Source organism: Paracoccus sp. S-4012 (assembly GCF_009674885.1).
Classification (GTDB): Bacteria; Pseudomonadota; Alphaproteobacteria; order Rhodobacterales; family Rhodobacteraceae; genus Paracoccus.
Genome location: NZ_WKKA01000019.1, coordinates 26,483 through 46,595, shown reverse-complemented (window position 1 = coordinate 46,595; position 20,113 = coordinate 26,483). Strand labels below are relative to the sequence as shown.

At 67.0% G+C, this 20,113-nt stretch carries 12 protein-coding genes and 6 pseudogenes; 6 read left to right on the top strand and 12 right to left on the bottom strand.

All coding sequences use genetic code 11. The features are described 5' to 3' along the window. The first annotated feature begins 214 nt into the window (after positions 1-214). The 3 genes from GI374_RS16695 (at position 215) to GI374_RS16685 (ending at position 2,876) form a co-directional block, all read left to right on the top strand. Positions 215-1,957, top strand: coding sequence for a gamma-glutamyltransferase family protein (locus GI374_RS16695; protein WP_370515427.1), 1,743 nt, complete (start codon positions 215-217; stop codon positions 1,955-1,957). 64 nt (positions 1,958-2,021) lie between these two features. Continuing rightward, positions 2,022-2,591 (top strand): DUF6305 family protein, encoded by a 570-nt coding sequence (locus tag GI374_RS16690; protein ID WP_154338170.1) that lies wholly within the window; start codon positions 2,022-2,024, stop codon positions 2,589-2,591. Positions 2,592-2,711: 120 nt separating this feature from the next. After that, on the top strand, positions 2,712-2,876 hold the full coding sequence (locus GI374_RS16685) for a hypothetical protein (RefSeq protein WP_154338169.1): 165 nt from the start codon (positions 2,712-2,714) through the stop codon (positions 2,874-2,876). A 645-nt stretch (positions 2,877-3,521) separates the two neighbouring features. On the opposite strand, the pseudogene GI374_RS16680 reads toward GI374_RS16685, so the two are convergent. From GI374_RS16680 to GI374_RS16640, 9 genes and pseudogenes are all read right to left on the bottom strand, one after another. After that, a pseudogene (locus tag GI374_RS16680) lies at positions 3,522-4,987 on the bottom strand (transposase family protein); the annotation flags it as partial. Positions 4,988-5,307: 320 nt separating this feature from the next. Beyond that, positions 5,308-6,588: an amidohydrolase family protein gene (locus tag GI374_RS16675; protein ID WP_154338168.1), complete on the bottom strand. Its 1,281-nt coding sequence runs from the start codon at positions 6,586-6,588 to the stop codon at positions 5,308-5,310. A gap of 51 nt (positions 6,589-6,639) precedes the next feature. Further along, entirely contained in the window at positions 6,640-7,950 is a 1,311-nt protein-coding gene (locus GI374_RS16670; protein ID WP_154338167.1) for a TRAP transporter large permease subunit, read from the bottom strand. Positions 7,951-7,960: 10 nt separating this feature from the next. Beyond that, positions 7,961-8,554 (bottom strand): TRAP transporter small permease, encoded by a 594-nt coding sequence (locus tag GI374_RS16665; protein WP_154338166.1) that lies wholly within the window; start codon positions 8,552-8,554, stop codon positions 7,961-7,963. A 42-nt stretch (positions 8,555-8,596) separates the two neighbouring features. Further along, entirely contained in the window at positions 8,597-9,574 is a 978-nt protein-coding gene (dctP, locus tag GI374_RS16660; RefSeq protein WP_154338165.1) for a TRAP transporter substrate-binding protein DctP, read from the bottom strand. Positions 9,575-9,629: 55 nt separating this feature from the next. Continuing rightward, complete coding sequence (locus GI374_RS16655; protein WP_154338164.1) at positions 9,630-10,616, bottom strand: ornithine cyclodeaminase family protein; 987 nt, start codon at positions 10,614-10,616, stop codon at positions 9,630-9,632. Next, the gene (locus tag GI374_RS16650) at positions 10,617-11,777 is read right to left on the bottom strand and encodes a Xaa-Pro peptidase family protein (protein ID WP_154338163.1); all 1,161 of its coding nucleotides are present in this window, start codon (positions 11,775-11,777) and stop codon (positions 10,617-10,619) included. Then, a complete protein-coding gene (locus tag GI374_RS16645; protein WP_154338162.1) occupies positions 11,752-12,699 on the bottom strand; it encodes a branched-chain amino acid transaminase in 948 nt (315 codons plus the stop codon). The genes GI374_RS16650 and GI374_RS16645 overlap by 26 nt, the downstream gene beginning before the upstream one ends. 29 nt (positions 12,700-12,728) lie before the next feature. Then, a complete protein-coding gene (locus tag GI374_RS16640) occupies positions 12,729-13,931 on the bottom strand; it encodes an amidohydrolase family protein (protein ID WP_195759967.1) in 1,203 nt (400 codons plus the stop codon). A gap of 211 nt (positions 13,932-14,142) precedes the next feature. On the opposite strand from GI374_RS16640, the gene GI374_RS16635 reads away from it, so the two are divergent. Further along, on the top strand, positions 14,143-15,081 hold the full coding sequence (locus GI374_RS16635) for a LysR family transcriptional regulator (RefSeq protein WP_154338160.1): 939 nt from the start codon (positions 14,143-14,145) through the stop codon (positions 15,079-15,081). A gap of 453 nt (positions 15,082-15,534) precedes the next feature. Here the strand turns inward: GI374_RS16635 and GI374_RS16630 are convergent. Next, a pseudogene (locus tag GI374_RS16630) lies at positions 15,535-16,689 on the bottom strand (IS3 family transposase). Positions 16,690-16,754: 65 nt separating this feature from the next. On the opposite strand from GI374_RS16630, the pseudogene GI374_RS16625 reads away from it, so the two are divergent. Further along, positions 16,755-17,297 (top strand): annotated as a pseudogene (locus tag GI374_RS16625) (IS110 family transposase); the annotation flags it as partial. Positions 17,298-17,748: 451 nt separating this feature from the next. Here GI374_RS16625 and GI374_RS16620 read toward each other — a convergent pair. Both GI374_RS16620 and istA read right to left on the bottom strand, forming a co-directional pair. After that, positions 17,749-17,872, bottom strand: a pseudogene (locus tag GI374_RS16620) (IS5/IS1182 family transposase); the annotation flags it as partial. Beyond that, positions 17,830-18,978, bottom strand: a pseudogene (gene istA, locus GI374_RS16615) (IS21 family transposase); the annotation flags it as partial. The pseudogenes GI374_RS16620 and istA, both read right to left, overlap by 43 nt. Positions 18,979-19,072: 94 nt before the next feature. Between istA and GI374_RS16610 the strand changes: the two are divergent. After that, a pseudogene (locus GI374_RS16610) lies at positions 19,073-19,981 on the top strand (IS3 family transposase); the annotation flags it as partial. Positions 19,982-20,113: the final 132 nt, after the last annotated feature.

Below are 20,113 nucleotides of genomic sequence, written 5' to 3'. Positions count from 1 at the left end.
CGCCATCCCGGCTTCCTGTTCCTTGATCATCCCGATGATCTGCGCATCGGTGAAGCGGCTTTTCCTCATCTCGTCTGCTCCTTCAGGTCGGGCAGACTCTACATCACGGCGAGGGAGCTTACGGGGGCAGGTCAGTCACCAGCTCGCGCACCAGTTGTCTTGGCACCGGATCGAGCGACTGCCTGGCCTACCGGGTTCTTCGGGGGAGAGAGGAATGCTGGGGAGGAGAATGCTCGTGGATCCGTATAGTAGGAAATGGGTAGTCGCACTGTGCACCTGTGCCGTCGGGGCACTCGTCACTGGCGCGCCCGCGCTGGCGCTCGATCAGTCGGTCGTGGCGCCCAAGGCGATGATCTCGGCGGGGCATCCACTCGCTGTCGCATCGGGTCTGAACGCACTCCGCAATGGCGGCACCGCCTGCGACGCAGCCGTCGCCGCCGCCGCGACCCTCAGCGTGCCGATGGTCGACATGATGGGGCCACTCGGCTCAGGCTTCGCCTTGGTCTACACGCCCGGCGCCGAAGACAGCTCGGTCCGGGCCATCGACTTCAACGGAGTGGCCCCGCTGGCGACAGACCCGGCGCTCTACGAGTCGATGCAGCACAAGCGGCGCGGCATTCTGGCGCCGACGGTTCCTGGCAACCTGAAGGGCTGGGAAGCGATCCACCGGGAGTGTGGGCGACTGCCCTGGGCCGATCTCTGGCAGGATGCCATCCGCTATGCCGAGGAGGGCTGGAACCTCGATTCCGCGACAGTCTTCCACATCAACCGCCACATCCCGGAACTCGGCATCTCTCAGGGCTGGGTCGATGAGTTCCTGAATGACGGGCAGCCTGTCGAGATCGGCGATCTCCAAGTCCGACCAGAACTGGCCGAGACCTACAAGCAGTTTGCCGAACTCGGGTCAGATGCACTTTACAACGGACCCGTGGGCGAAAAGCTGATCGCCTTCATGGAAAAGGAAGGCGGCCTGATCACGCAGGAGGATCTCGAAGCCTACGAGGTGATCTGGAGCGAACCGATCACCACCCAGTATCGCGGCCACACCATCTACGGCAACCAGCCGCCGTCCTCCTCAATGGTCTGGATGGAGATCCTGAACATCCTCGACGGCTACGATCTCGCCTCCATGGAGCACAATTCGGCTGACTACCTGCGGCTGCTGATCGAGGCAACCAAGCACGCCTATGAGGATAGTTACCGCTACGGCGGCGACCGTGCCTTCTCGGAGGTGCCGACGGACCGACTGCTATCGCCAGAATATGGCGCCGAGGTCCGCGGCAAGATCGATGCCGAGCCGGTACGCGCCTTCAAGCCGGTCGATACCGCATCGCTGCATCGGGGCGAGTCTTCGACCCATTCGACCTCGCACATGGTGATCATCGACGAGGAGGGGAACGCGATCTCGATGACGAACACTCATGGTACCTTCTTCGGCATGGGCATGGTCGTCGAGGGAACCGGGCTGCTGATGAGCAACGGAATGGACTGGTTCGACATCGACCGGAACATCTGGAACGACGACAGTCCGAACGTGCTCGCCATGGAGCCCGGCAAACGTAACCGCTGGACGCTGTCGCCCGGCATGATCTTCCAGGGCGAGGATCTGACCATGCTCGTGGGAGGCGCCGGGGCCGAAGCGACGATGTGGGGCATCGCACAGCCGATCATCAACACGATCGACTTTGGCATGGACGCCCAAGAGGCGCTCAATACCGCGAGGGCCCGATACGGCGACATCGCCCACTACACCGGCGGAACCAACGTCGGCCTCGAGGAGGGTATCTCGGACGAGACCCGGGCGTCGCTGGCCGAACTGGGCTATACCCTGGACGAGCCGGGCACCTTCAGCAACTCGTCCCGCGGCAACACGCAGATGATCCAGATCGACCCTGAGACTGGCGCGCGGATCGGCGGCGCCGCGCCGAACGGCCGCGACTTCGTCGCCGGCTTCTGAACTCAACCTGACGGGGAGCGCCCGAGACCACAGGGCGCTCCTCTTTCTCATGCGGAGCTACTCCATGACCCGATACCGCTTTCTGGCGCTGAGCCAGCCCCTCCTCCTTGCGCTCGGCTTGGCACTGCCCGCGGCGGCGCAGGATGCGCTTGAGGCGCCGCTGCCTGTTCTGGTCGCCTCGTCGGGCCAAGCGCTCGACGCCTTCGCCGTCCAGACCTTGCTCACGCGCGCCGGGGTCGAGGTCCAATACGATCCGGTTGCCACCGCCGAGAAGCTCGAGGGTATCGGCACTCTCGTCCTCGCCATGGGGGCGAGCGTCAAGGGCTTCGGCGCTGCCGGGATCACTGCCGAAACCGAGCTCGCGCGCACGCAGGAGTTGCTGGACGCCGCCGAGGCGGCCGGGATTACGGTGATCGGCGTCCACATCGGCGGTGAGGAGCGCCGGGGCGGACTGTCCGAGCAGTTCATCAATCTGGTGAGCAGCGAGGCGGATGCGCTGGTTGTCTGGCCGGCGGGTAATGCCGACGGGTACTTCGATGGAGTGGCGGAGCAGCGCGACATCCCGCTGTTCACCGTCGATCAGCCGATGCAGGTGGGTACGGTTCTGACCGAACAGGTCCTCGACCAGCCGTGACGAGAGCTTCCGAGGAAGCGCGGCCATGATCTGGGGCTATGTCGACGACGCCACGCGGAGATTTCCTGCGCATGGGGGCCGCCAAGCAGCAACATCGTCCCGCCCGGTTGGCGGCTGAAGGTGGACGCCATCGTGCTCGAATCCATGGCGACCCAGCCTGAATACCTGTGGGCATCCGAACGCTATCTCGTGCACGCCACCCATGCGGTGATCACAAACCTGCGTCCCGACCGGACAAGATTGACTGAGGCCATGTCGGCGCGCTCGGCGAATACCCCGAGCTGAGGCGTATCAGGGACAGCGCTTTCGGCGAGGGCGACTGCGCCCTGACCGTTCCGCGGCGGGATCCTTTGGGAGCGGATGTTTCAGCGTCCGGGCAGGCGACGTGCATGCCGGTACCAGGAGGGCGCCGCGTTGCGGCCGGCTGCGCCGCTGAACACAGCCCGTCCCCCCCCGGCTTGCACGCTCCAGCAGCAGATGGGACCGTGGTGAGGGGCAGGAGCGCTGGATGGTGGATACCCTCACCCCGGAGGCCCGGTCGACGAACGCGGCGCGGATCTGAGGCCGCGACACGAAGCCGGAACGCTCGCGCGGCGCGCGGCCCTCGCGCCCGGTCGGCGCTTACGGCTTCACCGCCGCGACCTGCCCGGAACCCCGGATCTGGTGTTTCCGGGCGGAGAGCGGCGGTTTGATGAGCGACAACCATGTTGTCCGGCGTATTGCCGCATGAAGATATGTTCCCGAAGTGGTTGTTGTCGCCTCACTTGGAATATTGCCGAGCACCTATCGGTCAGGCACCATAAAAACCGCGCGGGCCGTGTGCGCGTCGGTGGGCGCGGGGGAGTTTACGACGAGGTGCGGAGCCCTCAGCCAGCGCGGCGTCTCGTCGGAAACTCCCCCGCAGGTGCTGGCTGTGTCCATCCTGCCCATCACCAGTGCCCTTGCGCTTTCGCGGCGCCAGACCTTCAGCCGCCGCTGCACCGTGCGGGTCAGGTTGTCTGGATAGGCTTTCGGGTGAGCCACCTGCAAACGGTCGAGGAGCTGTCGTCCGGTCACGCCCGGGTCGGCATCGAACCAGGCTTTCAGCATGTCGGTCACGGCTTCCAGCGGATCCGGGACAGTGCGGTAACGCGGCTTTGACGGCTTTGGCTGCGCCGTCGGCCGGACCTCGTCGGTAGAGTGCCAGGCGAGCCTGAGGCTCTCGAGGAAAGCCTCGAGCGGCGGCACGCCGCTTCGCACGACGGGCACCCTGTCGGCGATCTCGATAAGGGCCTGCTGGGCCGCGCGAATATCACGCAGCAGGCTCACGGGATCCAGCGTCGCATGCTGCGCGTCGAGCGCATCCTTCAGCATCTGCGGCGTGTGCGGATCGGCGATGAGGCGCTGATGCGGGGTCAGGGGTGCATGATACCGCTTCCGGACCAGCGCCCCGTTCCGCTTCTTCTCGGCAAGCCGGAAGGACCGCTGGAAGAAGTTCACAAACAGGCGCATCGGCCGGTAGAGGTTTGCAAGTGCCTCCGTCGCCGCAAGGCCCTCGAAGCGGCGATAGCCGACCATGCGACGCACGATCGCGCCGTTTTTCTGCTCGATATGCGCCTGGTCGTTCTTGCGGTAGGGCCGCGAGCGGGTGAAGGTCACGCCCGCCGCATCGCACCAGGCCTTCACCGTCTCGTTGATGAAGACGGTGTCGTTGTCGGTGTCGAACCCCAGGATCGGCAATGGCATCACCCCGCATAGCACCGTCAGGACCTCGGCCAACAGCTGCTGCTCGCGGAACAGGAGCGGCGCACATTCCGTCCATCCGCTCGCGATGTCGGTCAGCACCAGCGTCTGCGCGAAGCTCCCGCTCGTCAGCGAACCGCTGTGCGAGACGAGATCGGCCTCGAAGAACCCCGGCGATGGATCATTCCAGTCGGCATAGGTGCGGATCGGCACGGCGCGACGGATCGCTGACGAGGGCGACCTTCGACGATGCCCGCGGTTGCCCGCCTCCTTGCGCACCGGCCCGAGAATCCGATCGATCGTCGCGGCGCTTATTGCCTCCAGCCGCTCCCTTACATCGGGATCGAGCGCCAGATGCCCATGCCGCTCCATGGCCACGACCAGCATCGGGATCAGCGGCTTCAACCTCTTGCCGCAGATCCGGTCCGAGGCTTCCCACAGCAGGATCAGAGCTTCGCGAACCGCGTCATCATAAAGCTTCGTCGAGGCCGGGGCACCGATCGGTCCTTGCTGCTTCCGCCGCGAAGAAGCCGCGCCGCGTGCTTGCGGTGATAGCCTGTCACCGCCACGAACTCCGCCAGTATCCGAGCCTTGTCCGCCCGTCCGGCCTGATCGTAGCGCGCCATCAGCGCGACCAGAAGCTCATCCCGCGTCGCCATGCTCACCTGCCTCATCAGAGCCTCCCCAGCCGACCTGCTCGGGAGCATTTCTACTGAGGCAACCACGCCATCTTCGGCAACATTTCAGGCGAGGCAACGCGCCGGCGCCGTCAGGCAAGTTGGCCTCTGGGTTCAGCCGAAGGGCGGGCGTAGGCCGCCCGGAGGCTGAGCCCAGCGGCTTGGCCCTGTCACTGGGGGAATGGCTAGGTGCTGGCCGCTGCGGGCCGGTAAGGTCCGATCTCCGCGTCCAAATCAGATCCGGCCGTGCCGGGCGCGCCGCAGGAACACTGACCTGACCCCATTGTCGGGGCTGAAGGGTCGTGGGAGGCCGGTGCCTACGCCGAGGCCGCGCGGTTGACCACCTCGCCCCCGAAGGCGCTGCCGACGAGGAAGCGGCTCGCGTCGCGGTCCACCACGGTGCGCCCGTCAAGGACCACCCGGCGGATTGCCTCCGGGTCGCGCAGGAGGGTGATGTCGGCGAGCGGGTCGCCCTCGACCACCAGCAGGTCGGCCAGCTTGCCGGGCTCGAGCGTGCCGATCCGGTCGTCGAGCTTCAGCAGCCGGGCGCTGTCGCGGGTGGCGGTCTGGATCGCCTTCATCGGGGTCATGCCCATCTCGACCAAGTAGCCGAGTTCGTCGAGGTTCCGCCCGTGCCGGGTGAAGGGCACGCCCGAATCCGTGCCCATCGCCATCTTCACGCCCGCCTTGTGCGCGGCCTTGAAGCCCGAGACATGCGCGTCGATGGCGGATTGCGCCTTCGCGACCGAATGCGCGGGAATGCCTGCGGCGGTGCCGTGATGGACCACGTTGCGCACCGCGGCCGAGGTGGCGACGAGGGTCGTGCCATGCTCGAGCATCAGCTCGATGCCCTCGGCGTCGATGAAATAGGCGTGCTCGATCGAGTCAACCCCGGCCCGGGCGGCGTTCTTGATACCCTGCGCGCCGTGGGCATGGGCGGCGGCGATCTTGCCGGCGTTGTGCGCCTCGTCGGCCGCAGCGCGCATCTCTGCCACGGTCAGCTGCGGGCTGCCGATTTCGGTCCCTTGCGTCAGGATGCCGCCGGTGGCGATCACCTTCACGTTGTCTGCCCCCGCCTTCAGCTGCGCGCGGGCGGCCTTGCGGGCCTCGTCGGGGCCGTCGACCTCCACCCCCAGCAGCTGCCAGCCGTGACCGCCGGTCATGCAGAGCGCGCGACCGCTGAGGATCAGGCGCGGGGTGATGCAGAGGCCGGCCGCCGCGGCCTCCCGCAGCGCGAAATCGACCTCGCCGGGGGTGCCGCAGTCGCGCACCGTGGTGATGCCGCCGTGGAGAGACGCGAGCGCGTTCTTCGCCGCGACCATCAGCCGCCCCAGCATGTCACGCGGGCCGCCGGCATAGGAGGGCGCGGCCAGCGCGTCCATCGACAGATGCACATGGCAGTCGATCATGCCCGGCAGGACGGTGCGCCCGCCGAGGTCCTCCACCCGCGCGCCGTCGCCGGTCAGATGCGCCGGCGGCTCGCCCTCTCCGACGGCGAGGATGCGCGCGCCCTCGATGACCAGATGGCCGGTGAAGACAGCGCCGGTGCCGTCGATGATGCGGCCATTCGTCAGGGCGGTGCGGAGGGGGGAGGACATCGGGCTTCCTTGATCGAAGGGAGGCCGGGCGGCGGGCGCCCGGCCCGAGGGTCATTCCATCATCAGCGACGGCAGCCACATCGACAGCGCCGGGAAGGCCACCAGCAGGCCCATGACGATCAGGTTGCAGACGATGATCGGCACTGCCGCGCGGGCGATGACCGCCATGCTGGTGTCCTTCAGGATGCCGCGGGTGACGTAGAGCAGCACGCCGAAGGGGGGCGTGATCTGCGCCAGCTCGACGTTGACCAGCATCGCCACGCAGAACCAGATCGGATCGTAGCCTAGCGCCACCACGACCGGGATGAAGACCGGGATGGTCATCATGATCAGCGGGATGCCCCCGATCGGGCCGCCGAGGATCAGGGTGATGAGGTGCATCATCACGATCACCCAGATCGGCGGGATCGGCAGCGAGGCGGCCCAGGTGACCAGCTGCTGCGAGGCGCCGCTATAGGCGAGGATCTGGGTGAAGGCCGTCGAGGCCGCCATGATCGCCAGCACCATGATGGAGATGCGGAGGGTCGACATCAGCGCGTCGATCGTCACCGCCCAGCTCAGCTGCCGGTAGCAGGCCGCGAGGACGAACGAGCCCGCCGTGCCGAGCGCGGCCGCCTCGGTCGGGGTGGCGACGCCCAGGAACACGACGCCGATCACCAGGAACACGATGATCGACAGCGGCAGGATGTAGATCGCCGTGTTGACCAGCCGCTCGCGCATGGGCACTGGCGCCTCGTCATAGGCGGGGGCGGCGTTGGGATCGAGCCAGCAGGCGACGAAGATGTAGACGACGTAGGACAGCGCCAGCAGGATGCCGGGGATGATGATCGCGATCAGCAGCTTGCCGACCGAGACCGAGGCGACGACGGCGAGGATCACGCCCAGCGCGCTCGGCGGGATCATGATGGCGAGGCCGCCGCTGCCCAGAAGCGGGCCGATGGCGAGGTTCTTGCTGTAGCCGCGCGCCTCCATCGCCGGGGTCAGGGTGCGGACCAGCATCGCCGTGGTCCCGATCGAGGCGCCCGAGAGCGTCGCCATCAGCGTTCCCGAGCCGACCGAGAGCAGCGACAGTCGCCCCGGAATCGCGCCCATCCAGCTGTCGAGCGTGTTGATCATCTTCATGGCGATGCCGGTTCGGAACAGCACTTCGCCCATGAGGATGAAGAGCGTGATCGGCAGCAGCACGAAGACCGAGAGGCTGCCATAGACGCCGTCGATCAGCAGCTCGAAGCCGGCGGTGCCCATGAAATAGGCGCCGAAGATGATGTTCACCCCGAAGAAGGCGAAGACCACCGGGATGCCCATGAGGATGAGCGTGAAGAACGTCCCCATGAGCAGCAGGAGGGAGATGTACCATTCCATCGGCTGCGCCTCACATGTCCGAAAGGGTTTGCTCTTGAGGGGTGCGTCCCTCGATGAGCTCGCGACGGATGCCGCGCAGGATCTGGATCAGCCAGAGGAAGCTGCCAAAGGGGATTGCGGCGTAGATGTAGAACACCGGCACCTCGCGCAGCTTGAAGAAGTCGTAGGTGCCATCGACATAGTTCTCCCAGGTCAGCTTGGCGCCGTACCAGGTGAGCACGAGGCAAGTGGCGATCGCCAGCAGCCAGCCGACGTAATGGGCGAAGGTCTGGACCGGGACCGGGAACAGGCCCACGATCGAGTCGTCGCTGGTATGGCCGCCCTCGCGCTGCAGCCAGGCGGTGCCGGCGAAGGTCATCAGCACGAGGCTCCACTCGTTCAGCGACGTGACCCAGCCGTAGGAGAAGCCGAAAAACTGCCGGATGAGCACCTCGGCGCTGACGCTGATCACCTGGAACATGACCAGCCCGCAGCACGCGAGCGCGAGCCAGTCGAGCAGGCGGTCGAAGGCCCGACCGAGACGCTCGCCCATGCTCATCCGGCTTTCCTCCTCTCGTTGCGGGACGCTCCTGTCCCCCATCACCTGTATGGTCGTGTTGGACATGACAGGAACCTCCCTTCCTTGTCGTGGACGCCGCGGCGGGCGTCAGTCGCGGGTGATGAGTTCACGGATCTGGGCGGTGCGCTCAGGCCCGATCTCCTCTTCGAGGACGTCGAAGCGGCTTTCGGCCGCGAGCCGGCGGAACTCCACCGCCTCCTCGGGCGGCAGGTTGGTGAAGGTCATGCCCGCCTCCTCCAGCCGCTTGCGCTCGGCCGCGATCATCTCGCCGCCGATCTGCTCCATCTCGGCCTCGATCTCGATCTGCGAGTCGATCAGGATCTGCTGCAGCTCGGGGTCGAGACCCTCGAACTTCTTCAGGTTCATCAGCGTGACGGTGGTGTGCGACGGCCAGAAGGAGTCGGCGAGCGCGTATTTCACGACCTCGTGGATGCCGAGGTCATAGACGAACATGTTATACGGCGCCGCGGTGACGACGCTGCGCTCGAGTCCGCCGTAGATTTCCGAAATGGCCATGCCGATCGGGTTGGCGCCGAGCGCGCGGAAGAAGTCGTCATAGCCCGAATGCGAGCGGATCTTCACGTTCTGGAAGTCCGACAGGCTGTCGATCGGCTCCTTGGAGAAGATGTAGAAGCCCGAATCGGTCGCGGTGCGGCCGATGACCTTGATGCCGATCTTGTTGTGGGCCTCGTCGAGCAGCTGCAGGTAGCCGTTCTCGCGCTCCTCGGCGGGCGTGATCTGCGAGACGCCGATGCTGTTGATCTCGGGCACCATCGGCGCGTGCGACGTGAAGGTCAGGGTGATGTCGGCGAGACCGCGGCTCACGGCCTTGACCTGATCGTTGACCGGGAACACCTCCGGCCCGCCGATCACCTCGATCTTCATCCGGCCCTCGGCCTTCTCGTTCACGCGGTCGATCCAGGCGTTGAAGATGGCCACGGCGTCCTCGACCTTGGTCGGGTGGACGTAGGTCACGGCCTTCAGGACGACCTCCTGGGCCTGCGCGATGGCAGTGCTGCCGAGCAGCATCGCGGCCGCGGCAAGCGTCTTGGTCAGTGCGTTCATGTGCAGTCTTCTCCCCGTGTGAAACCTGTCCGCCGGGCCTCCTCGCCCGGTCTGTTCAGGTCATGGCAAACAGCGTTCCCTTGTCCGCGGCGGCGGCGCGGCGGAAGATTTCCCAGCCGATCACGACGTCGGTGCTGGCGATGCCGCAGACGCCGACGAAGGTGCGCTCGTCCGGGCCGGCCTTCGGGCCGCCCTCGGCGACGAGTTGCTGGACCCACTCGACCGGGCGCGGAAGCGACGCGCCTGGACGGGCCCGGCCCATGAGGTCGGTTAGATGCGCCGGGTTGTCCGCGACGATTCGGTCCATCGCGCCCGGCACCTCATCGGCCCAGGCGTTCATCAGGTCGAGCGGCACGTAGAAGCTGCCCGGCTTGAGCGCGTCGAGCGTCACCGGCCGCTCCTGGCTCGGCGGGACCGAAGACACGACGATGTCGGCCTCGGCGCCCGCCGCAGCGATGTCGTCCACCGGCACGATCTCCCACGGCCCCTCGGCCGCCATCTCGGCCGAGAAGCGCTCGCGCGTCTCGCGCCGTTTCGAGCTGACGAGGATGCGGCGGATCGACGGGAAGGCGGCGGTCATCACCCGCAGCGACCAGCGGCCCAAGCCGCCGCAGCCGACCAGCATCAGCACCTCCGGCTCGCGCGCGATCAGCGCCCGCACGGCGACGGCCGCGCAGGCGGCGGTGCGCAGGAAGGTGACGTGCATCCCCTCCATGATGCAGACCGGGTGGCCGTGCTCGGGATCGTTGAGGATGATGATGCCGGTCGAATCCTCCAGCCCGCGGTCGAAGTTGCCGGGGAAGTAGGAGACCCATTTCATCCCGAGCGCGCGGCTGTCACCCGCCCAGGCGGGCATCGCGTGCAGGAAGCTGCCGGGGTGATGAGGGTGGACGCCGATCTTGGTCGGCACCTCGACCGCGCCCGCGGCATCCTCGCGATAGGCCTGCTCGGTCAGCCGCAGCGCGTCGCCGAGCGAGAAGTCCAGGCCGCGGATGTCGGCCTCGCTGAGGAGCCGGAGGGTGGCGCGGTTCTGCATGTCCATTCAGTGCACCTCGAACAGTCGCGGGTCGGGATAGGGCGAGATCACCTCTGGCCCCGAGGCGCGGATCACCACCTGCTCCTCGGGGTTCACGAGGCCGTCCTCGCTCTCGATCTTCGGCTCGGGCGTCAGCACCATGCCCTCCGCCAGCACCGTCATGTCGGTGCCGGAGATTGAGGGCGGCTCGTTCTCGAGCCCGATGCCGTGGCCGATGCGCTTCGAGGGGTGGTCCGAGTAGTTGCGCCACTCGGGCCGCGCGGCGAGGCGGGTCTGCGAGAACTCGAACAGGTCGCGGACGGGCGTGCCCACGGTCATCCGCTCGATGATCTCCTCGAGCAGCGCCCACATGCCGTCATGCTCGGCCTTCTGCCGGGCGGAGGGCTTGCCGAACACCGCGCGGCGGGTGATGTCCATCCTGTAGCCGGCGACCGAGCAGCCGCCGTCCATGTAGAGGACGTCGCCCGCCCGGAAGGTCCGCCCCGGCCCGGTCGCGCCGAAGACCATCGGCGGCTCCGAGTTCAGGTCGGCGCCTTCCTCGGCGTAGTAGCTCAGCACCTTGCGCTGCACCTCGGGGATCGAGACGCCGGGGCGCAGGTCCTCGAACACCCGCCCCCAGGCCCGGCCGCCAACGGCGCAGGCCTCCTTCATGCAGTCGATCTCCCATTCCGACTTGACCATCCGGCAGGCCCAGAGGACCGGGCCGGAATCAACCCAGCGAACCCCCGGCAGCTGCGAGCGCAGCAGATCCCAGTCGGTCTGCGGGATGCCGAGCCAGGTCTCGCGGCCCAACTCGATCCCCAGCGTGGCGCCGTCCAGCCCGCGCTCGCGCACGATCCCGGCCACGCCCCAGTCCGCCTGCGGATCGGTGTTGAGCGGCACCTCCGGGTAGATGCGCTGATCCTCGATCCAGGACAGCGGCGGGCCGTTGTAGAGGCGCCGGAACATGTCCGGCCCCGACCAGGTGATGAGCGCGGGCGCGCCGTCGAGCGGCAGCACCAGGATCGCCGGGCGCGACTTCTGCCAGCCGGGAACCTTGTGGCCGGTGAAATAGGCGTAATGGCCCGGGTCGGTGACGATCAGCCCGTCGATCCCGCGCTCGCGCATGAGGGCGCGGGCGCGGGCGACGCGGCCCTGATGTTCACTCGGCGGCAGCGGCGGCGGCATTGGTCACGTCCTCGACATAGGTCAGCCACTCGGGATGGGTGTCGCTGCGGCCGTAGACCAGATCGAAATAGGCGTCCTGGATCTTCTTCGTGACCGGCCCGCGCTTGCCGTCGCCGATCTTGCGGCGGTCAACCTCGACCACCGGCGTCACCTCGGCCCCGGTGCCGACGAAGAAGGCCTCGTCGCTGGTCAGGACGTGATCGCGCGAGAACAGCTCCTCGCGGACCTCCAGCCCCATCTCGCGGGCGAGAATGATGACGGTGTCGCGGGTGATGCCTTCCAGCAGATGCGTCAGCGGCGGCGTGACCAGCCTGCCGTCGCGCACGAGGAAGATGTGCTCGACCGAGCCCTCGGCCACATGGCCGTCGGTGTCCAGCAGCAGCGCCTCGTCATAGCCGTCGCGCTTGGCCTCGGTGCGCGCCATCTGGAACAGCATGTAGTTGCCGCAGGCCTTGGCCTTGGCCATGTTGGTGTTGATGTGGTGGCGGTTGTAGGTCGAGACGCGGACCCGGCTGCCGTTCTCCAGCGTGCCCTGGCCGACATATTCGCCCCAGAACCAGGTCGCGATCAGCAGCCGGACGGGCGCTTCCTCGTAGGAGAGCCCCATGCCGCCCTCGCCGAGGAAGGCCAGCGGGCGGATGTAGCACTGCTCGAAGCCGTTGGCGCGGATGATGTCGCAGGTGGCCTCGGTCATTTCCTCGACCGACTGCGGGATCTCGAAGCCGAGGATGCGGGCCGAGTTCTTCAGCCGCACCAAATGCTCGCGCAGGCGGAACACGGCCGGGCCGCGGTCGGTCTTGTAGGCGCGGATGCCCTCGAACACGCCGAAGCCGTAATGCAGCGTGTTGCTGACCAGATGGACCTGGGCCGCGTCCCACGGAACGATCTCGCCGTCGATCCAGATCTTTTCAGCCTTGTCCATGTCGTCCACTCTCCGTTGCAACTGTCTGTTCAGGCCGCCTGGCGGCTGACCATCGTCCTGCCGTCGAGGACCACCTCGAGGATGCGGCTGCGGTCCTGCAGGATCGCGATGTCCGCCACCGGATCGCCGTCCACGACGACGAAATCCGCGCGCTTGCCGGCTTCGAGGCTGCCGATGCGGTCGTCCATCTTCAGCAGGCAGGCGCTGTTCAGCGTGGCGATCGTGATCGCCTCCATCGGCGGCACGCCCATCTCGACCAGATAGACCAGTTCGTCGAGGTTGTTTCCGTGGTCGGTGAAGGGCACGCCCGAGTCGGTGCCCATCGCCATCCGCACGCCCGCCTTGTACGCGCGCTTGAAGCCCTCGACATGCTGCTCGATCGCGGCTTCGGCCTTGGCCACCACATGCGGCCGGATGCCGGCGGCGGTGCCGTGGCGCACCACGTTGCGGACCGCCGAGGAGGTCGCCACCAGATAGGTGCCGCGCTCGATCATCAGCTCGATGCCCTCGTCGTCGATCAGGTAGCCATGCTCGACCGAGTCGACGCCGGCGCGCACCGCGTTCTTGATCGCCCGCGTCCCGTGGGCATGGGCGCAGGCGGTCTTGCCGGCGGCATGGGCCTCCTCGACGGCCGCCGTCATCTCCTCGACGGTGAACTGCGGCGCGCCGATCTCGGAGCCGGGCGAGAGGATGCCGCCCGAGGCGATCAGCTTCACGTTATCGGCGCCCGCCTTGATCTGCGCCCGCGCCGCGCGGCGCAGCGCGTCGGGACCGTCCGCCTCGACGCCCAGCGTATAGCCGTGGCCGCCGGTCATGCAGATCATCAGCCCGCTCAGCATCATCCGCGGCGTCTCGCAGAGCCCCTGTGCCGCGGCCGCGCGCAGCGAGAAGTCGATCCCCCCGCGCGAGCCGCAGTCGCGAATCGTGGTGATTCCCGCCTCGAGCGTGCGCCGGGCGTTGCGGGCCGAGCGCAGGGTCGCCACGGCGTCGGTGTCGGCCGCCGCCTGCGCGCGGGGATCGGCGATGCCGTCGTTGCGGAGGTGGACGTGGCAGTCGATGAAGCCGGGCAGCACGGTCTTGCCGGTCAGGTCGCGCCGCTCGGCCGCGCCGGTGCTTTCGGGCAGCTCGCCCTCGCCGATGCTGGCGATCCGGCCGTCCTCGACGGTGAGGAAGCCGCGGAACCGCTTGCCGGTGCCGTCGATGATGTCGCAACCCGTGTATGCCGTACGCAAGCCCAGCCACTCCGTCGAAGACGCGGCGTCACTTGGCCGCATTGACGACCCTAGGCAGGGGAGGCGCGCCGCGGCCAATGCCTTGTGGAACGAAACCCATACATCTTGTGCATGACCCTTTCATGCTTAAAATACCCTCTTGCCGAGGGCGACGGGAACGCTGCTCGGCGCCGCTCCCCGCAAGCTTCCCCCCCTGTCATGGCGGTTCCGCATGGACCTCAGTCTTCGTGAGATTTCCTACTTCCTGAAGGTCGCCGAACTGGGCAGCCTCGGCAGCGCCGCGGCAGCGCTCTCGCTGAGCCAGCCGGCGCTGAGCCGCTCGCTGAAGCGGCTCGAGGAACGGCTCGGCGGCGCGCTCTTCGTGCGCCACACGCAAGGCATGGATCTGACCGCATTCGGTGAGGCCTTCCTGCCGCATGCCCGCATCCTGCAAGCCGACGCCAACCGCACCATCGAGGACCTGAACCTGCTGCGGGGCGCGGCGCGCGGGGTGGCCCGGGTCGGCATCCTGCCCAGCGCCTCGGTCTATCTGCTCCCCAAGGTTTTCGCCGCCGCGCTGCAGCGCGCGCCCGACATCCAGATCCACGTCGTCGAGGCCTCGAGCCGTCAGCTCGTGGCCGACCTCGAGCACGGCCATATCGACTTCGCGGTGGCGAGCGCGCTGCCGGCGCAAGCCAGCGAGACGATCACCGCCAGCGACCTGCTGCGCGAGCAGATGTTCATCATCGCCCGCCCCGGCCATCCCGCCGCCGGGGGGGAGTGTAGCCTTTCCGACCTCAGCGCCTGGCCCTGGATCATGCCCGAGCGCGGCAACGCGCTGCTGCTGGAACTGCGCCGCATGTTCCTCGCCGAGGGCTGCGAGCCGCCGCAGCCGAGCGTCTCGGCCAATTCGATGAACACGCTGAAGCTGACGGTCGCCTCGTCGGACTTCCTCACGGGCCTTCCCGCGATGGCCTTCCGGCAGGAGCAGCAGATGGGCCTCTTGCGGCCCGTCGGCCTGCACCTCCCGCCGATGTTTCGCGACCTCAGCGTCCTGCGCCGCGCCGCCCGCCCACTTCTGCCCGCCGCGGCCCTGGTCCTAGCCGAGCTCCGCAAGGCTGTAGCGGTGACGGCGGGCGAGCTCGAGTGCGTGATCGAGCCGGGCCCATAGCCGCGGCGGTTTGCGAAGGCTTGCTCCGGCCGCCTGTGGGGCCCGGCCCGGGTCGTCGGGCGAGTCGCGGAATCAGGGGAACAACGCTGCTTACCGCCTCATCAGGCTCTGATGATGGGATCGCCCCGCGACGGCATGGATGTGTCAGGGTGGGTCTTTGAGGATCGATAAAAGGGTGTTGCCAGAATCAGATGGTGTTAGCTTCCTTCACTCTGCCCGGTTTTCAAGGATTATAAGGAATTGTACAGAGAGGGAAATGCTTCCTCCAGGCCGCCGCCCACCCGCTCACTACCCACGGCTTCAGTGTAGCACGGCCGGTTGCTCTGATGGTGTGGACGGCTCCCCCGACGGCATCGCGATGTGCCAAGGTTGGATTGCTGTCGAAGCGTCCAACAGAGGGAGCCGCCCACATGTCTGTTTCTACCATTGACCTGCCCCCCCGGCGTCCCTCGATCATGACGAGAGTCCTTGGACTTGGTATTGGTCGGTTTCGGGTTGGGCAAGCGCGCCGGGCGCGGAGCTCACGGATTGCTCAAGTGCCCGGCGCGCTTGTGACGGGGCCATTCCGCCGAGCGAGGAATGCGGCCTGACATGGTTGTAGTCGTAGCGCCACAGCGCCAGCTTGCGGCGCGCATCGGCCAGGCTGTCGAAGATCTCCTCATTGAGGCACTCGTCGCGCAGGCTGCCGTTGAAGCTTTCGATGAAGCCATTCTGCTGGGGCTTGCCGGGATCGATGTAATGCCAGGCGACGTCGTTGTCCTTGGCCCATCTGAGAAATGGCCTTGCTGGTGAACTCGGTTCCGTTGTCGCTGACGATGGTCTGGGGCTTGCCGTAGAGCCGCAGCAGCGCGTCCAGTTCCCGCGCGACCCGGGCGCCGGAGAGGCTGGTATCGGCGATCAGGGCGAGGTTCTCGCGGCAGCAATCGTCGTTCACGGCCAGGATGCGGAACCGGCGCGATGCCCCGAACGTGTCCGACACGAAGTCCATCGACCAGCGCTGGTTGGGGCGCAGGGCCTCTGGGATTGGCGATCGGGTGCCGCGGGCGCGCTTGCGGCCACGCCGGCGCCGGACCGACAGGCCTTCCTCGCGATACAGACGGTAGAGCTTCTTGTGGTTCATGGTCATGCCCTGGCGCTCGAGCAGGATGCCGATCCGGCGATAGCCGAACCTGCGGCGCTTCTCGGCGATCTCGCCCATTTCCTTGCGGATTTCCGGGTTGTCGGGCGGTCGCTCCCGCCGCGCCGTCTTCGGATCGACACCAACCAGGGCACAGGCCCGGCGCTGCGAGACGTCATGATCCCGCATCGCCCGGAGCGCCGCATCCCGCCGCGCCATTGGCGTCGTCAGCTCTTTCCCAGGAGGTCCTTCAGCGCGACGTTGTCGAGCATGGCCTCCGCGAGCAGGCGCTTCAGCCTGGCATTCTCGTCCTCGAGCTGCTTCAGGCGTCTTGTGTCGGACACGTCCATCCCGCCATACCGTGCCTTCAGCTTGTAGAACGTCGCCGGGCTGAGCCCGTGCCTGCGGCACACCTCCGCCGTCGCCATCCCGGCTTCCTGTTCCTTGATCATCCCGATGATCTGCGCATCGGTGAAGCGGCTTTTCCTCATCTCGTCTGCTCCTTCAGGTCGGGCAGACTCTACATCACGGCGAGGGAGCTTACGGGGGGCAGGTCAGCCGGCTGCCCGAGTTGCTGCGCTCGACCCTCCAGGTATTCGCCGCCCAGTTGGAAAGCCTTGGCAAGGGAATCCGGGCACTCGAGCGCAAGCTGATCGCCTGGAATCGATCCGATCCGACCAGCCAGCGGCTGGAAACCATTCCGGGTGTCGGCATTCTGACTGCCACGGCGCTCTCTGCCAGCATCGAGAACCCGGCGGCATTTCGCTCCGGCCGGGATCTCGCAGCCTTCCTGGGGCTGGTGCCGCGCCAGAACTCCACGGGCGGCAAGCCACGGCTGGGATCGATCTCGCGCATGGGCAACGGCTATCTCAGGCACCTGCTGGTGGTCGGCGCGACCTCGGTCGTGCGCCGTGCAACTCGCAACGACACGGCACCCTGGCTGCGCGCCCTGTTGGACCGCAAGCCGGCGCGGCTCGTCACCGTTGGCGTCGCTAACAAGACCGCTCGCATCGTCTGGGCCCTCATGGCGCGCGGCGGCACCTATCAGGCTCATTTCAGGGTCTCACCCGATCCGGTCGGGGTAACCCGGCCGGTGTGATGCAGGGACCGGAGGCAGGATGAGGATCGAACGGTAGCCGCGGCCAAGGCACACCCCGGGGCGTTGTCCGGACTTCGAGTCCGCTCCTCTGATCGGGAGCCCGGCATGCGGACATCATCAGGGCCAGCGGCCAGCGTGCCGCGCCGACAGGCCGGACACATGACCGTACCCGCATCGATCATCTCAGCCCCTTAATCGCCCTTGCGTCACCGGAGCCGTCCACACATGACAACACCACGCGAGGATAGCGAATGCCTTCGAGGAATCAGTCACCGGATTGTGCGCCCCGTTCGACGGAGATCGCGCCGCTGCTACGACGCCATCGAGGAGCCTTAGCAGGCTGCTGAATTAGTGGAGGCGTGGGAACGGTTTCCCGGCCTGCCGATGGAAAGCTTGGGTATCCAGACAGGTCCTGACGAGGGGTGAACAGTTCCGCCCGCCTCTTTCGACTTCACGGTGCCAGCAGCCGGGGCAGTCGGGCGAGATTGTTGGCCGCCATTGTCATGAATGAAGCGGGAGCGCACCCGCTCGATGCCGCGATGGACGGTCTGTGCCATGCCGCCGACGGTCTTGGCCCGAAGACCCGCCGGTGCTCGCCCACGATGGCTCCGTCCTGCCGGATCACGATCCGCTCGACATAGGCATGGACCTCGACCGGCCGGCCAACCGCTGTCGCCAGGACCGAGTATTTGTTGTTGTCGAACCGGACCGTGCAGGTCTTCGAGACCGAGGCGGGCACGCTGGGAAGCCGTCGAACGGGCCGGCGTAGCGAACCAGATGCGGACGCTCGGCCTCGAACATCTCCCAGATGGTCCGGGCGCTCTCTCGGGATGGCGATGCGCCTTGGCATTGGCCACGCATCTGTCGGTCAGTCAGGCGTTCAGCTCGTCGAGGCTCTTCACCCGCAGGCGGGGCGTGAAGAACCGTTCCCGAACCAGCCCGACCTGGTTCTCGACCTGCCCCTTCTCCCACCCCGAGGCCGGGGTGCAGGCCAGCGGCTGGACCAGATAATGGCTGCACATCTGAAGGAAGCGGCGGTTGTAGAGCCGCTCCTTGCCGGTGAACACGGCCTCCACCGCCGTCTTCATGTTGTCGTGGATGCCGCGCGTGCAGGTGCCGCGGAAGAAGGCGAAGGCCCGGTCGTGTGCGTCGAAGACCATCTCATGGCTCTCGCGCATGTAGGCTCGAACGAACATCATCCGGCTGTGGCAGAGCCGGACATGGGCGACCTTCACCGTGGCTGTCACGCCGGAGATCAGCACGACCTCATGGCTCCAGTCGAACTGACAGGCCTCGCCGGGGGCGTAGTAGAGCGGCACATAGGCGTCCGCGGTCATCGCGCCGCGGGTCTTTGACCAGGTCGCGCAAACCGTCGCACGGCATCATAGCCGCCCTCGTGGCCGAGCGTCCGCAGCTCCTCGAACACCCGGATCAGCGTCAGCCGCTCCCGCGCCGGCTTCGTCTCGTTGACCGCCAGCATCTTCTCCAGCGGCTCCTGCCAGGGGCCGATCCGCGGGAGCCGCTGACGTTCGCGCTCGTAGCTGAAGTCCGTCTCATCCGAGCGTAGGAGCTTCCGCACCGTGTTCCGCGACACGTGCAGTTCCCGGACGATCCTCTTCATCGACCAGCCCTGCACGTGAAAGGCCCGGCGCACCCGCGCGATCGCATCCACCCGCTTCAACTCCCCCTCCGTCCGCTGCCTCGCAACGGACGGTCTGCCCCAACCTCAGGGGGGTCAAAATTGGGCGCCGATTACCCCGCCTGAAGGGGTCAAAATTGCACGCCAAAACACACTCCGCCAGGCCAACGAGATCCTGCGCAAGGCGTCAGCATATTTTGCGATGGCGGAGCTCGACCGCCGATCCTGCCGATCGCCCCGTCCACCTGTTACGATCACCTGGCGAAGCGGGCTGATCCGGCGCGGCTGTCGGCTCGGGCGCGCCGGGACGAGGCCTTGCGCCCCCACTGGCGGATCCACGGCGTTCGCAAGGTCTGGCGACAGCTCGGCCGCGAGGGCTTCGACATTGCCCGTTGCACGGTGGCGAGGCTGATGAAGGACATGGGCATTCGAGGTATCATCCGGGGCAAGCCGCAGCGGACGACGGTCCCCGACAGATCGGCGCCTCGTCCGCTCGACAAGGTGAACCGCCAGTTCCGGGTGCCGGCGCGAACCTGCTTTGAATCAGCGACTTCACCTGTGTCCCCACCTGGAAGGGCTTCGTCCATGTCGCCTTCGCCATCGATGCCTATGCCCGACGCATCGTCGGCTGGCGGGTCAGCTCGACCGCGCAGGCCGGCTTCGTTCTCGATGCCCTGGAGCAGGCGGTCCACGAGCGCCGCCCCGCCAAGGGGATGGGGCTGGCCATCACCGTGACCGCGGTTCGCAATACCTGTCGATCCGCTATACGGAACGTCTGGCCGAGGCCGGGATCGAGCCGTCGGTCGGCAGCGTCGGCAACCGCTACGACAACGCTCTGGCCGAGACGATCAACGGCCTGTTCAAAAGCCGAGGTGATCCACCGACGTGGACCCTCGCGCAGCCTTGAGGCCGTCGAATACGCCACCCTCGAATGGGTCGACTGGTTCAACCACCGCGTCTTCTCGAGCCGATCGGGAGCATCCCGCCCGCCCAAGCCGAAGCGAACTTCTACGCCGCCATGCAAACCCCGGCCATGGCCGCGTAGCTAAGACAAACCGGCCGTCGGGAAACCCGGTGCGGTAAGGGCCGTTAGCGAATGGATCACCGGATGGGGCGCGCAGAACGGGACGTCCACGGACCCGAAGGATCCGCGAGGCCGTTCATCCCTGAGGTCCCC

Coding starts and splice junctions, on each gene's coding strand:
- GI374_RS16695 (WP_370515427.1), top strand. CDS start 215: ATGCTGGGGAGGAGAATGCTCGTGGATCCGTATAGTAGGAAATGGGTA.
- GI374_RS16690 (WP_154338170.1), top strand. CDS start 2,022: ATGACCCGATACCGCTTTCTGGCGCTGAGCCAGCCCCTCCTCCTTGCG.
- GI374_RS16675 (WP_154338168.1), bottom strand. CDS start 6,588: ATGTCCTCCCCCCTCCGCACCGCCCTGACGAATGGCCGCATCATCGAC.
- GI374_RS16670 (WP_154338167.1), bottom strand. CDS start 7,950: ATGGAATGGTACATCTCCCTCCTGCTGCTCATGGGGACGTTCTTCACG.
- GI374_RS16665 (WP_154338166.1), bottom strand. CDS start 8,554: ATGTCCAACACGACCATACAGGTGATGGGGGACAGGAGCGTCCCGCAA.
- dctP (WP_154338165.1), bottom strand. CDS start 9,574: ATGAACGCACTGACCAAGACGCTTGCCGCGGCCGCGATGCTGCTCGGC.
- GI374_RS16655 (WP_154338164.1), bottom strand. CDS start 10,616: ATGGACATGCAGAACCGCGCCACCCTCCGGCTCCTCAGCGAGGCCGAC.
- GI374_RS16650 (WP_154338163.1), bottom strand. CDS start 11,777: ATGCCGCCGCCGCTGCCGCCGAGTGAACATCAGGGCCGCGTCGCCCGC.
- GI374_RS16645 (WP_154338162.1), bottom strand. CDS start 12,699: ATGGACAAGGCTGAAAAGATCTGGATCGACGGCGAGATCGTTCCGTGG.
- GI374_RS16635 (WP_154338160.1), top strand. CDS start 14,143: ATGGACCTCAGTCTTCGTGAGATTTCCTACTTCCTGAAGGTCGCCGAA.